Annotated in this window: 7 protein-coding genes; 5 read left to right on the plus strand and 2 right to left on the minus strand. The window is 42.4% G+C overall.

Annotation, left to right across the window (positions count from 1 at the left end; all coding sequences use genetic code 11):
* The first annotated feature begins 69 nt into the window (after positions 1 to 69).
* Positions 70 to 333, plus strand: coding sequence for a hypothetical protein (locus tag GC101_RS15795; RefSeq protein WP_171718007.1), 264 nt, complete (start codon positions 70 to 72; stop codon positions 331 to 333).
* A gap of 158 nt (positions 334 to 491) precedes the next feature.
* Here the strand turns inward: GC101_RS15795 and GC101_RS15800 are convergent, their stop codons facing one another.
* Entirely contained in the window at positions 492 to 1,406 is a 915-nt protein-coding gene (locus tag GC101_RS15800) for a hypothetical protein (RefSeq protein ID WP_171718008.1), read from the minus strand.
* A 9-nt stretch (positions 1,407 to 1,415) separates the two neighbouring features.
* Complete coding sequence (locus GC101_RS15805) at positions 1,416 to 2,654, minus strand: FRG domain-containing protein (RefSeq protein WP_171718009.1); 1,239 nt, start codon at positions 2,652 to 2,654, stop codon at positions 1,416 to 1,418.
* A 432-nt stretch (positions 2,655 to 3,086) separates the two neighbouring features.
* On the opposite strand from GC101_RS15805, the gene GC101_RS15810 reads away from it, so the two are divergent.
* The 4 genes from GC101_RS15810 (at position 3,087) to GC101_RS15825 (ending at position 15,196) form a co-directional block, all read left to right on the plus strand.
* On the plus strand, positions 3,087 to 4,442 hold the full coding sequence (locus GC101_RS15810; protein ID WP_171718010.1) for a TniQ family protein: 1,356 nt from the start codon (positions 3,087 to 3,089) through the stop codon (positions 4,440 to 4,442).
* Positions 4,443 to 4,906: 464 nt separating this feature from the next.
* Positions 4,907 to 5,755: a hypothetical protein gene (locus GC101_RS15815; protein WP_171718011.1), complete on the plus strand. Its 849-nt coding sequence runs from the start codon at positions 4,907 to 4,909 to the stop codon at positions 5,753 to 5,755.
* 35 nt (positions 5,756 to 5,790) lie between these two features.
* Entirely contained in the window at positions 5,791 to 9,099 is a 3,309-nt protein-coding gene (locus GC101_RS15820) for a hypothetical protein (protein ID WP_171718012.1), read from the plus strand.
* 13 nt (positions 9,100 to 9,112) lie between these two features.
* The gene (locus GC101_RS15825; RefSeq protein ID WP_171718013.1) at positions 9,113 to 15,196 is read left to right on the plus strand and encodes a hypothetical protein; all 6,084 of its coding nucleotides are present in this window, start codon (positions 9,113 to 9,115) and stop codon (positions 15,194 to 15,196) included.
* The last annotated feature ends 4 nt before the right edge of the window (positions 15,197 to 15,200 follow it).

Raw genomic sequence — 15,200 nt, forward strand, 5'->3', positions numbered from 1 at the left:
TAGAGCACAGCATATAAAATGGTGCTCTGGAGGGTATTTTGGCAAAAATATTACTGAAGGAGAGAAAACATGAAAAAGATGTTGATGCCATACTTTGTTGTTGATCAAACAATATATTTTTCTGATCGAGTTGAAGAGGTAATAATATTTAAAGCTCCAAGTAGTGAGCTAGCTGATACAATCAATACCTTATTAAATGAAACATACAGCGCTGCGTACCGGGATGGTCTTGTTGCTTCTCAGAGTGAGGAGTCCAGAGAAATTAATCATAAATTGATAACTTTATCGATTGAGAATACTCGATTGAAAAAACTTTTGAAGATGGATGAATAAATTCCAACATCTCAATGAAAAGGCCGATAGGTCCCATTTAAAGGCTATCGGCCTGTTAGTGTAAAATAAAGGTGATTTATTTTGATTAAGAAGGACGTGCTTCTTTAACGTATTAAAGCATATTGTTTTATTATTTTTTACCCTCAACATAAATATTATTAATAGTAGCCACACCAATCTGGTTGGAATTCTCCAATCGTTTTTTCAACAGCACTAATCCAATCAGCGATCTCTTGCAATTTGACTTGAAGTTCTTCTGTAGACATCTCCTCCTCATCTGCTAAATACCATAGTGTTCGAAATGCGTATCTCACACCCTCTTTTGGATATTGAATTGAGTCATGATCCAAGTTGGCAATCATGGAGCCGGTTCCATCTTTTTTTGAAGGACCATTGATCGCTAAATGTGAAACAAACCACCCTTCAGTTCTCCGTTCAACAGAATATGTATCATCGTGGCCCCAGCGTCTGCTGTATACTCTAAATGATAATCTTTTATTCAAGTTAATATCCCCTTTATAGGAGTTAGACGGAACTGTTTTTCCTGTTAACACATCGTAAAGATCTTCCAGGCTATGATAGTGATTATAGTATTCAAGAATATTATCTTCGGGAATCATTCCTCTATTGATCATCATTTGTTCGGAGAATTCTGGTAATGAGAACCAGTGGAGCTCTTCAAGTGACGAAGAAAATTCGTTATAGAAAGTATTGTACTTCTCACTACTGTCACCTTTATGGATGTTCTTCAAATAATCTTCACTGAATAATTTAAAGAGGTTTACATATTTTTGTGAAGTTTCTTTAGAGTCTGTGATCGCTTTGAAATGTTTACTGCTCATTTCAGAAATTTCATCAGCAATATTATTTTTAAATATATAGGCTTCTCCTTTTTTTGCGAAAAAATATTTAAGTGAATTTTGTAAATCAGATTGTCTAAAGAAAAATAACTTTACAATAGTATCTTCAGTGAATTTATCCTTGATCTTAAATTTTTTGCTTGTATATTCCCTAACCATAATCATTTTTAAATTACGTTGTCTTGCATCTAGGTTAGTAATTTCTTTTTGCATGTATCAAACCTACCCTTCATACTTATCATTAATATATTGTACAAATCCAAAAAAGTCAGGATAAACAGTCATAGAGTTTATGTTGAGGCTTTCAAGTTGCTTTCTTATTTTATTTTTATATTCTTTTGGTATTATGAATTCAATAGAAAGAGAGTTCAGATTAGTATCGTAATTATGATTTTCTTGTTTCCAATAATTAACTTGGGTCAACTCTTTTAAAAATTCTTCTGCTTCCCTATCAATTATCATCCCATCTAAAGGGAGTGTTGTTTTGTACGTAGTTAATGTATCAATAATATGTTTTAAATCTGGAAGCGCTAATTTTTTTATTTGATCAATGTCTAATAAGTTTTTTTTATTATATTTGCTAAAAAGCTTAGTTGATTTAATAATCTCCTCTCTAATATACTCTATGTAGTTTGGTCGTATATCTATCTGTATTGAGAATAAGCCACGTTGTGCTTTCAAACGTTCATTTTCAATGGTGCTTTCAATAAAAATTGAATCTGGTTGAGCCCCCCTAAAAATAGAAGCTAGAAATTTAATTGAATGCGGATTTAATTGTATCCTATTGAAATCCTCATTTAAATATGTGGATATCTGTTTAAATTGTTCCTGATCAAACTCGTAAATAATATTAGGTTTATATGCAAATATTTTACCATCGTTTTTATTATCAGAGCATGCAAAAAAAAGTGGAATTAGAGGATTTCTACTCCAATCAAGCAGTCTTGTGGGGATTCCATAATGTTGCATGTGAATTAAATTATCTAAAAATTTCGAACCTGTAAGATCTTCAAATCTGTTTTTCCTGATTTCTCTGTAGATATCATATTCCTTATTATGATTATATCCATTTCTAAAAATACTTGCTTTTAAAGACCAGGTTTTATCCTTTTGTCCTCTAAAAACAAAATCAGAAGTATCGTTAATTACATCAATGATTTCGATGTATTTAATTAAACTGTCTACTTTTAAAACACAAATTTCATTCATTGTGCTATTTACTGGCATATACATACTTTCTGTGTAGGTGATTGTATCCAAAAGTGCAATATCAAGAATATCAGTACTCAGTAGAGTGCGCTTTAATGTGCCATTTTTGTTATTGAAATAATATGCCTCTGAATTAAGGTTTGTATCTTTACTGATATACCAAATTACAGCTTCATTAGTCTGTTCTATAAGCTTGGTAATGGTTTTTGAATTCTTTCTTATTTTTGTTGAGATATATATGTATTTTTGCATGTTGTATCCAGCCCCCGAAAAACAATGGAATTGTTTTAACTTTTGTGATAATTCAATGGTTACTATACAAATATATTATACAACATTTTACATTGGACAGTTCTAAAGATAAAGATGGAATGTCCTGTTTTCTGATTGTGACTTAGTATTTCTGAGCTGCAATGAAAATGAATGGGCGATCTTGTGTGGAAGAAGAAAAAGGTTGGCATAAATAAGAAGAAACTATGATTATTTAGTTTATTTCCTTTGTGTTTAAAATTTGGATGATCGTTTATTAATTATTATAGTCAAAGATTTAAGGATGTTGATTGAGAACTTAAAGTAATTGCATATGATTGAATTTTTTATTTTTCAACCACTATAGTATAAAAATTGATGTCATAAAAAAACTTGCTCCGTTTCCTTGTTAAGCCTATGTAGCTGGAGGAAAGGATGAATAAATTACTGATGCAACCTCAACCTTTACATCCACTTCCTTATTATGATGAAAGTTTAAGCGGATATTTGTTAAGATTTTCTTCTGAAAACATTGTGCCCCCAAGATTTCTGTATGAGAAATTAGATTTATTTAGGGAGAAACGACAAATAAATAGTTATTTTATTGATTTGGATTTTTTAAGTGATAAAGATTTAAAATTTTTGGCGAATATAACAAATAATAAAACTGTAGATATTTTTAATATGATAATACCTAAACATAAAAATCTAAATATAGAGTTTAGTGGAAATCTTATTTTGCATGATGATATTGAAATTATACGAGCGAAGGTTTGCCCTTGTTGTTTATCTGAGAGCGAATATTTTAGGAAAATATGGCTCCTAAGTAATGTGACGGCATGCCCGTATCATAGTGTTGAGCTAATGGATAGTTGTATTGTATGTTCTGAGCAAATTTCTTGGAGAAAAGGAAATATATTTTTATGTCGCTGTGGACATCGACATAAAAAAAGTCAGGCGGTATTGGCAGTAAATGTAACAGTTAACTTTTCCGAATATGTCTATTCTAAATGTGATTTATACAACGAAAGATTAACATTTATCAACAAAAGTGATTTTATAGATTGCGACTTGCTAACATTAAACACAATGCATCGGTTTTTGGGAAGAGAAATAACCACTGGGTTGAGTATGGAGAACAAGTATAAGAGAGGGAGCATTACCTTTTCGGAGTATATACAATTTCAACTCAATATAATTCGAATTTTAAGGTTATGGCCGGAAGGATATAGAAATTTTCTTGATAATCTGAATTTGAGAATATATTCGGATTTATACTATTTAGAGAAATCTCTCATTATTTTTCAAAGCGATGGTGGTAATTTAAAACCTCTGATAGAAGAGTATCTATTATATGTGAAACCCATAAAAGAAAAAAGAGCACAGGAAGAAGAAGAAAAACAAAAAAGAGAAGTGGAAGAGTTCGAAAGATTGATAGGAATATTAAAAGATAATGAGAAGGAACTGTTTTTAAAAAGAAAGACACAAGGCCGTTTGCATATAAAAGAAATTGGGATATTAATAGAATGTCAAGAATGGCATATAAAATTCTGGATAAAGAAAGGATTACTTGAAAATACTGCAGAAGATGAGTTTGATGATATAGTTACTTTAGAAAGCTTTAAGAAATTTAAAAGAACATATATAACCTTGAAAGAACTACAGAAAAAACTGAATACTTCATACTCTCAATTATTAAGGAAAGACATTATACCAGTGTCAGGATTAAAAATTGATGGTGGTGGAATGTATCTGTATCGAAAAAATGATATAAAAGTATTGTTGAAATAGTTATATAAGCATTTTGCATAATTCATTTTCCGAAAAAAAGTAAGGTTAGATCACAAGCTGGAATGAGATAATGTAAATGGACAGACGGGCAGAATTTTCGGGAAATTGAAAATTTATGCGGGATTTGTGACTCGCTTTCTGGAAAAATAAATAACTATTGAAAAAGTCCCAATTAGGAATTTCCTATATTGGGATTTTTTAATGGCGATTGCTCCATTGAACTGTAGAAACAATTTCTGTGGATGTTTGAGGCCGCCGAGTGTGAGGCTCAAAGATACCTGTATTTTCCTGTGGCCACTGTAGCCGATTCAAACCATTACAGTAACCCAAGTGTCAAGAAAGTAAAGCTGTTGCCTGCCCTTTCTGAGATTTCATAACATTTTTTTGTACTGCTGAGCGTACTCTTCACAGGAAAAGCCCATTCATACATATAATGCAGTACTGATAAGAGGGAGGTAAATCACTTGAGCATAAATAGCAATATTGACATCGTTCAAAGAAAGATAGCACCATGCACAGGGCCTTTGGTCTGTTCGACATTCATTGGCAAAGGCGATTATGAAATCGAAGCGGTTGTAGATCTTTATTCACTAGAAGGCAGTGTGGTTGACCTTGCAAAAGTTCAATTTAGGATTGGCACCTCGTATATGGTCATTGAAGGAACATCGAATAACCGTGTGCTGCTGAACGATATAAGTCGGGAGCAATCCACCTGCTTTGTATCCGGTAGTCAAGGCTTTCTGCAAAAGTTCCATGTATGCATTAGTTACGTGCCAGCGGTCGGCGGACAGAACGGACAAATTTATGTGCATGGACTCCTTACAGATAGATTTGGCCACTCTCCCAAATCCATTTCCTATTTAATCGCGGAATGGCATGGGTTGCAGAATGAATGCAACTGGCATGCGTGTAGCAGTTCTGTTTTATCCTCTGAGGGAAGTGGTCCCTTGACTATGAGCATTGATCTTTTTAAGGATTATCCTTGCATAATTTACAACGCGGCATCGGTATCCTTCATTGACAAGGCTTCAGGTATAGGACTGGTTCAGGATTATAAGCTGGGATGGAGACAACAAGATCCACTTTTTCTGTTCAATCAAAATTTAGAGGAAAGACACATTTTATTATACCCTGCAGGTGGACCCTATTCAGACAGCCTAGTGAAGGAAGTGAGAGTTAACAGAATTTGGTTAACAATTCCCCGTGCAGATTTAGAAGGAAGCTTATGCATAGAAGGATTTTATTTGACACAGAATAAATGGCATTGTATCCAACCACAAGTATTAGCTAAATGGACTGTAAATGATCAATGAAGGCTTTGATTTTCATCGAATGGAGTGATTAATCATTGCAATATGCGAAGATGAACAACGATGGAAGCTTGTTTGAGGCTGATGATGTCCCTTCCGTCGGGTGGAGGGGATATCGTCCTCGTGGGGGATCTTATAACCGGGAATATATTAGTTTAAATGAAGCTTGGAATGATAGGGGATTGTTTTTGTTTGCTGGCAGTCCCCCAGACCCAGATGCTCTTTTGACTGCTGTCAAGCAATACGAGCAGTACCTGCGTGACCATGAGGATAGAGACTCAGAAGAAATCCAGCTCATTTGGCTGAACACTACTCCATTGAACAATTGTAAGATCCTGAAGATCGTGCCCGGTGCCGGTGGATGGAAAACAAAAAATAATTTTGAAGTATCGCTGGAAAACACTTATAGCCTATCTATTCCAAAGCCTGCATTTGTTGAATTTCAAGCAGAGAGAATGCAGTTAGCTATAAAAAAAACAGACAAGCCATACTTACGATTTATGGACGAAGATTATACGGCCATTGATGATCTAATTGTATATCTTCCGTTTGGAGGTAAGGATGGAGGTGCATTCCGTTTTCGCATCCAAACTCCATCTAATCGTGTGTTTGAAGAAAATGTACAGTTTAATGTCGGGCTTAAATATTTTTACAAACAACAAATTGGGCATACCACTGCAAACAAGGAACGTAACTACCCGATTTTCGAGAAGGAAGATGGGAAGAAGCTTCATTTTCTGGTTTCTCTTGATGAGCTTGATCCCTTTAACCGACATTATGAAACTCAGCCTGACTTGGGACTCCGCTCGTACCTCGTCTTTGATCCATCGGTAGATGCACTGCCCAGCCATTTCCGTACCCCGTTCGGTCATACTATAGAGCTCCAACCGGATGCCCGGTTGGAACCAAATGTTGAAGGGGTACTGCCGCGTCCGTTGCCTGGCAGCGGCATGCTGGTGTTATCTCCGAAGTATAAAATATCGGCATTCGACCCGGCATATACGGTCCCGCAAGGGAACTTTTACCTTTCGGTCACCGATACAGAGCCGTTTGCAGGAGCTATGCGCCTGCTTTGTGGCGGCACTGGAACGGAAACCATTGTTTTTGTACCTCAAGGCAATGGTTACAGAGGTGACCGTATGGAGTTCATACGAGGCAAACCCGCATTCTGGCCCGCTGATCCACTCGGCAGCGAAACGGATCAGCCTCCACCATTAAAGGATGACGCTTATACGTCCTGGATAGCGGTGCGTCCGAGCGACAACCGCATTTTCGAGGCGCCGCCAATCACCTATTCGGCACAGCCTGAAGATGATCCGCATTTCCGCCCGGTGGCTGAAGGCGTCAGCCACTTTCATGAACCGGTTATCTTCGATTGGACAAGGGATACAGATAACAGCATACCTCTGGTTCCTCTTCTTGGAGTTCAACGGAATGATAAATCGCAGCTCAAGCAAGCACTCGCAATGGAACGGCGCGGAATCGCCCCGAATCGCAAGCAGCTTATGAACCAGCTCTCAGCGGGATCGGCCTTGGGCAGCACAGCCTTTACAGATGGCCTTTCGACCACGCCGCAAGGCTTATTTGTTCAGGAAATCGCCGGTCAGTGGTCGGAATTAATTATCGGGCAGAACATCCGAAACGCAGCAGGTCTCGTTCCGGGGGCAGCCGAAGCATGGGACATGCTGAAATTTACCAAACCTTCGGCGGTTTTCCGAAATGCCCTCTTATCCAACCGGCTCTTTCTTGTCGTATCAATGAATTCCACGTCTTCGCCGCTATGGGAAACGTTTGATGATCTGGTGACGATTTCGGGTTGGCCCTTCAAGCTGGCAGTACCGGGTGATATGAATTACCAGAATATCCTCATCTTCAAATTTTGCCCGGGATCATTGCTGGAGGGCATCGAGCAGCCCGGGCGCTGGACGGATGGCGAAGCGTTCAACCAGGCAGGCCAATTGGGCATGTTGTCAACGTGGTTGAGCAATTACTGTATGCGCGGGGTGGCCGAGAAAGATGTTCCTCCGGAATTGATTCCGTTTTACCGGATGTGCCGTGATCCGAAATGGAACGGAATTGTTGCTCTTAACGTGGATATTATTCCGGAACAGATGCCGGATGATTTGATATGTCTTATTGGCGGCATTAAACCGGGGGGTCTGCGCGCACACCATGTCGGCTTAGACTCGAGCCTGGTGGAGTGGGATGCTGCTGCCGGCCTGAAATTGGACAAGCCAAGCTCGCTATTCGGGTATGTCAAATACGAGGATCTTGATAATGTCAATTGGGACAGCTATACTTACAAATTTCGTGTAACCGAGCTAAAGGCCCGATTTGTGAACACAAAAATTGAATTGTTCCACGCCAAAATTGAACTGCTTGTGCGAACGTTATACGGGAGTCCCGTAAAAGTCAGCGAGGAAGGTGGCCCTGAGTTTCCACAGCCAATTCTTACTTTATATGGATCAATGGAGCAGCATGAAGGCGTACCTGCCTATGTCTTTCAGACGAAGACACCTGTGCATGCCGCGTTCCAGCAATTGGTTCTCCCGCCCATATTACAAAACATGCGTTTAGACAAAATCAGCTTCCAGACGCTCGACGCTTCGGATAAACAAAATATAAAAACCGGTTTCTCTATATACGGATCGAAAATTTTTCTTGATAAGTTGAATCCGGAGGTTGATCAGGTGATTGATTTATTCGGCTATGGAGTCAAAGCGGGATTGCTCGGTCTCTTGTTTGGGAACCTGGGGATCACAATGAATTTTGACATTAATGACCCTGTAAATTCCGGTAAGTTTGCCTTTGATATTTCACAAGTCTCCCTCGATCCCGAAAAAAGCAGCGGACGCCCCGGCAGCTTGGGGGCCAATTTTCCGCTCCGTCTTCGCTATCTGGTATCCGCAGAATCTGTGGCTGATTGGAATAAGCTTGGTTATCGTAATGTGCCCATTGCCGGATTGCCTGAATATAGTGCTGCAAACGGACCTTGGTATGGACTCGTTTTTGACTTCGAAATGGGTACTCTTGGCAAGCTGCTGCCCGAGGGCATGCTCGTCGGCAATTTGATTGCAGGATGGAATGCGGACGGGAAATTTTATTGCGGGCTCAAAATACCCGGACTTGATGTGGATAAGGAAAAGGGGCTGCTGGCTCTGGAGGAAATGCTGGATCTGAAACTGCCAAACGATCTTCAGCTTGCTTTGACCAGCGATGGCTATCTAATGAGCACGCAAGCTGTTGTACGATTGTTCGGGACAAGCTACAAGACTCAATTTACGATCTTTCAAGCCGATCATCAAAAAGGGCAGATCGGCTGGTATCTAACAACAAACGGTGTCTGAAAGGAGCGAGAACATGAGTGATCTTTTTGCCGGATTAGGTCAGTTTGTCAGTTCTGATAAGTTTGGAGCAGATATGAAGACTAAGGCAACAGTCGACAGCATGAAAGACATATTTATAGTGATGAATGATGGCCGTTTACCTGCTGATCTATTCTATAACCCCAACGCCAGATGGCTCGCCGGTATCAAGTTCAATCCGGTTCCATTCGTTGATCTTGCCGCTTTGTTTCAGGATGAGTATAACCGTTATGGCCTTTTTGTTCAATTGCTTGGAGATGGGGCAGGTCCCTTCGCAGGATTGAACGGTGATTTCAGTTATGAAAAAAGAAAAGGCTCCGTTGGACGGTTCACCGGGGCCATCAGTCTGCTTGATGAACAGCGGCGAGTCGAGATGGGCGCACTAACGGTGATCGTCCCCGAAGTTGCACTCGATCTTTACCGTAACGGAGATTTCAAGATTGATGTAGGCTTTCCGGTTGGCCTGGATTTTAGCCGGTCATTATGTATAGAGGCTCTACCGTATGTTGGATGGGGTGGCTTTTATTTTGCCCGCTTAAGCGCTGAGACATCTGCGTATAGCAGAGTTCCGGTAATTAGTACGACAATAGGTACATTCAGTTCAATTATTGAGGCCGGATTAGCTGTCAATCTGGGATACGGAAAATACTTCAAGCGAGGAGTGCTGAATGCGGGACTTAGTTTGACGGGGATTGGAATCCTCGAAGGAACGAATGCAACGTTTAACGCGAATTGCGACCTTACCAGGAATGGAGCAAAGTTCAGTTGGTACAAAGGCACTTTGGGACTATCCGGCAAAGTTTTTGGAGAAGTGGATTTAAAGGTACTGCGGGCCGAAGTGGATTGCGAAGTCAACGCAACGGCCAACATGATCATTGAATCGTACAAGGAGACGAATATAGATTTCGTGCTGGAAGTTCATGCGTATGGAGAAATAGAAGCCGATTTCGGTATCGCAAAGGGGAAGATATCGCGAAGCTTTCACGACAAAATGAATATGGATTTTGTAATGGGCAAAGAGACTACAGCTCCATGGGATGCATGCTCTCCCCTTCAATCCCCGCCCCATTCATTGACAACGGCCAATCTGGTCTGGTGGCCGGTTATCGTTCCTCTGCCAAAGCGGCGCAAATTAACGCTCTATTGTATGCCGCAGCTTTCCGTAGGAGAAGAGGGCGGCAGCAAGAAGGTTCAGTGCTCAGCCATGCTGTATATGATTGACGATCCTCTTCAACCGGACGGATTTAAGGTATGGGCCAGGGGGGTACTGCTATGGACGCTGAACGCTTACTTGAACCGTAATTCTGGCTCAGGGACTCCCCTCGACAGATTGCTTCAACAGACCATTACTAAAGAAGAAATAAGGAACATTGAAAGGTACACAACAGACGGCCGATCGCCTATTATCTATAATCAGGGCGGAACAGGTATTGTAGCGTTTCTGGCAGAATATTTTGATATTTCGATATGCCATCCGGAAATAGGCTGCAGCGGAACGCTGGAAAGCAAACAATTCGTATTTTTTCCGATGTTCCCCGATATCGAACTGACAGTCGAACAGACACTCTTTGGGGTAGCGACTCCGCAAACCTTAAAAATTGATTTCACAAATAACCAAACGGTCTCCACGGAAAAGCTTGAGTATATAAGACAACATTCGCGTCGGATGATGGCCGAGCCGGTCCATGAAGATAAGGGTGAAGTAACGAACCCTCATCCTGATTCGCAACCTTTGCCTAGTATAGAGTCAATGGCTACCTTGTGGATTCAGGATGCTGTAACTGTGTGTATACGTGCTTTTGCCAGAGAAACCGTTGATCTGTCAGGATTAGCTTTGCCGGGGGACACGATATCAATAAGTGATCTTGTCGATAAAGTCGTCGACAATAATGACCGGATGAAAATAGTCGCGGCGAGCATCTCCCAATTCACTTTGTTCGGACTCCTGGTGAAGCAGAGTGAGTCTTCGGAGCAAAAATCTGTATATACCGCGATTGGTCAGCAATTTTCGTTAGCCGATTCGTTAACTGATCTTACCTTAAAACTGGAAGTTCTTCCAAGCAATTTGCCGGTGACAATGAACAATTGCACAGAGCCTCACGGTGATCCGTCTACCCTCACGATCATTTTTCCCGATTGCGAATTGGATCGGATAACGGCGTTGCAGCATGCCGAATTACCGGATGATGATTGGTCATGTGTCCGTCCGCTTACACCTTATGTTGACGTTCCCAACACTTATCCGGGGAAGCAGCCGCAGATATGGGAAGATACCCGTTCAGCGACAGGAATCAGACGGAAACTGAGTGTGTTCACGGCAGCGCTTGGTCATAGATTGGCGGCACAGGCAGGAACTTTGACTTTGTGGCAAATGGATAAGCAACAAGCACATAAATTAGATTCCGCCATAGACGAATATCGACTTGCGACATTTGTAGAAATCCGGTTGTGGCCAACTAATGTTCTTAATATGTATGAGCTGAAAGGTGCGAGCGGATACGGACAACTGCTTCTTGAACGGTTAAACCGGGCGATCGCAAATGAATCAAGTAGAGGTCCGGTAGGTCTGGAGAGTATTCATGTTCTTCACTTGCGTAAAGAATCAGATAGTCGGGTTATTTGGAGTTCGGACAGCAAGCTGCCTCTGGTTCTCAGCAGTAATCTGACAACGTTCACTGAACCTCCGGTAAACGGCTTGTCTGCGGCGGCAGCCCAAACACCCCCGACATTCGCACAACTGCTGCATACCAGCGGCACTGTCCGATCCGGAGGCTTTTATCTTTGGTATGAGAATCCATTTGACCAGCCGCCAGACCCGGAGAATCCGATACTTGCACAGATCCTTTTCCGGTATGTTAACAACGCGCCTCTCGGTGCATACGTAAATGCGGCGGATACGGTAATAGGTTCCGATTCGGATGAAGCCTTTTATTTTCTGGATACCCTCCGAAGCAGCAAACCCGCATTTCCTTCCGGTCATGCAGGCATTGAGATATACCGTCCTGCCGACAAGGAGTCAACGGATTTGCAGGCGTATTTGCGCCGGATGTTTTATCTGATCGGTACAAAACTGAAGGGCAGTCTGGCGTTCGCTGAGCAGGATCTTTCAGACGTGCCCATCGCACCGGTTGGGGAAGTAAATGCACTGCCCTGTGATTTACCTACAGATCCCTCCAGGTGGCCGGGACCGTGGTATCAGTATCGGCCTGTATTGCCTATTGTCAAGCATGCTATACAGCCGCCGGAGACTGTAGAATGCGATAAGCCTGCTGACAACCCCTATGCCGGTCTGGGAGAAAAAGTAGTAATAACCTTATATCCACGGGACGTTCTTGGAAATACACTGTCCAAACCAAGATACGATTATATTATACCGGTGCTTTACCGTGATTTTGTTGTTCCCCCTCACCAGTGGCCGGGGACAACCCTGCGCTACCGTCTGGATGGGGCTGGGCTTGTTGTAATTTTGGCTTTTTCTGCGGACGGTTTGACAGATGAACAAGCCCGCGCTGCCAAAGACAGCTATGCGCTGGCTTATCATCAGTTGTCGCAGGAGCATGTCGAAGTGGGAGTGACCTTGTCGATTGATGAGACGAAGACGCATGATGTGAAGGATATCCTGACTGAATATGCCCTGGGATGCTGGCGTTCGCTTTGCAAGAAGCTTTCCGGCGAGCCTTATAATCGCGTGATCAAGGAGTGTAAAATTGAACCTTCAGCGATAACACTCACCATGGAGAAGCCTCTCTATGAGCTGACCCTTGAATTGACAATATTACGCGCATACGAAGAGCATATAGATCCTGACATGAAATCCATTCCAGAGGCAGTCAGTGGCACGAGCCGCATCCCGCATGAATCATCAACCAGAATTGCGGGAACGCAAACGATTGAAGCGTTCGCCCGGTATTTTGAATCGGCCTTTGATCGAAAGATAGGCATGGGGGCGTGGCGTGACAGCGAGGATGGCAGCCGGCTCTGGGTTGTCGGTATAAGCACCACAGCCACAGCTTGCTTGAAAACAGAACGGCAAGCCGCTGAATTCTTCTACGGTGCAGCACCGTTTGAGACTATGAAGCGCAGCCGTACATTAACCGTTCAGCCGTATGAATTATTCTCTGCCACGGACGGTACATTAGTGGCTGATGCTATGGAGACGGAATCAGTGGAAGACCTAGATATCTGGATGCAGCAAGTGTTCGCTTTCATTGACGAAATGCTCGACAAGGATTGTCTGAGTGTGATAGGCAAACATGATGGAGCCATACAACTGGAGAGTCTTCGCAAGGCAAAAAGCGCAATAGCCGAAGCATATGCGAGCAAAGTCAGTCATCTGGGCAAGCTGAAGGTTTCCGATATTTCCGATTTGGCCGCTGCCCGTGAACGATTCAAGCAGCAAATGCTGGTCCGGCTCGCCGAAGCCTATAAGCAGGATACAGTCGTACAGCAGCCGTTTAACGTGGAGATCGCTTGCGTTGATCCGGGTGAAATGGATCAAGTGAGTTTTTATGGGCCGATTGAGGCGGAAAGCCTCATTGGATTGTCTGATGAATGCAAGGCGGAACCGGGAAGTGAGATTTACGTCCAGGCAAGCTTTACTCCGGCCAAGCTGTCGCTTCAAAGGGGTACACAGCAATTGACCTATTTGTTTGATGTTAAGAACACCGGTCATTTTCCGCGGTATCAAGCCAAAGGTGTGAATTATCGGGTTACACATTTGGAATATGCGCTTGTGGAGAAGGGGGCTGTTGCATCAGCCTGGATATCGTTAATCGTGCCGTATGATCTTCCATTGGGAGATATGGTTATCCCTGTAACGATAAAAGGGCATCCGGAGCCCCCGCTGCTTCTGCGTCATGGCTATATCGACCAGGAAGAACCGGATATTGACAATGCCAGGATTCTTCTTGATTTGGCGAAAGAATGGAAGTATACGTATACCTATAAGCTTCGGCAAGAAATGACAGGACAAGATCGGTTGAAGCATGAAATTGTCTGGAATGAAGAACTGCCAGTGGCTAAGCACACATTAGCAGATGAGCTTCCTCAGGCTCTTGCCCAGCTCATCCATATCATGCCGGATATACGCATGGCTTTGCAGCCTGGAGCTGATCCAACTGGAGTTTCCAAAGCGGTGGAGTGTTTGAAGAAATGTATGGAACAGATCGTCTCGAAATGGAATTCCCGGCTCTCCAAAGCGGCATTCGGAGTGAGCAGCAGCGAGCCCACCACATTCGATACTTTCGATACTTTGGAGCAGCAGGGGAGTTCTTCCCTGTTGAAAGTCATGCTGGATAAGCTGACAGGTCCGATCTCGGTAGGGGATTTCTCCATGCAGATAGGTAAATACCAATCCGAACCCGCCGGCCCGGGAGCATTTCTCTTCTACTTTGTAGGGGCAGACGGGAACCGGGAATATCTGCTGTTTGATCAGCGTATGCTGCCGGAAAATACGGAGCGGACTGTTCAAATCGAGAAGTTCAACATTTTCAGATTCGAGAGATCTCGGATAAGTCTTTATGAGACACGCAATGAGAGCTTAATGAAATGTTGCAGCTCCTATGAGGAAGCAACGGCGGAAGAATTTGTTTACCGGACGCCAAAGGTCAGCCTCACGGACTCCATTGCACCCCGCTTAAAAACGACAAGGGAGATTGATTTCTCAACACTCTCCGGAGCCAGGGAACATCCCATTAAAGAGCATGTAGACACCTTATTAAACCATCTGTTCGAAGATGGAGGCATTCCATTGCTGCCACATTCGATAGTCTGCTCAGCATCCTATATGTATGCGTACTTGTCCGTACACACCCTTCGGGATGACGACACGGGGGAAATCACCGTTCCGGTCTGTTTTAAACATGCAAACCTGTATAAGGAGAATGAAGGATCGGTAGTGGAATTCTGCCGACAATTGAATGAGTGTATGAAACGCAATGATGGACCTCTGAACAAACAAGGAAGGTTTGTCATTCAACTCAGCATTTACCCGGGAAATGCAGTAAATGCCAATACACTCCCAGTGTTGGTAATAAAAAAGCTCATATTGCCGCTTAATAAAATCAGCATTGTGGAGTAAGTAT

Source organism: Paenibacillus phytohabitans, assembly GCF_013141775.1.
In the GTDB taxonomy this organism is placed as follows: domain Bacteria; phylum Bacillota; class Bacilli; order Paenibacillales; family Paenibacillaceae; genus Paenibacillus_AQ; species Paenibacillus_AQ phytohabitans.

What these genes read in the sequence shown, in the direction of transcription:
- GC101_RS15805 (WP_171718009.1), bottom strand. Translation starts at nt 2,654, where the DNA reads ATGCAAAAATACATATATATCTCAACAAAAATAAGAAAGAATTCAAAA.
- GC101_RS15825 (WP_171718013.1), top strand. Translation starts at nt 9,113, where the DNA reads ATGAGTGATCTTTTTGCCGGATTAGGTCAGTTTGTCAGTTCTGATAAG.
- GC101_RS15800 (WP_171718008.1), bottom strand. Translation starts at nt 1,406, where the DNA reads ATGCAAAAAGAAATTACTAACCTAGATGCAAGACAACGTAATTTAAAA.
- GC101_RS15810 (WP_171718010.1), top strand. Translation starts at nt 3,087, where the DNA reads ATGAATAAATTACTGATGCAACCTCAACCTTTACATCCACTTCCTTAT.
- GC101_RS15795 (WP_171718007.1), top strand. Translation starts at nt 70, where the DNA reads ATGAAAAAGATGTTGATGCCATACTTTGTTGTTGATCAAACAATATAT.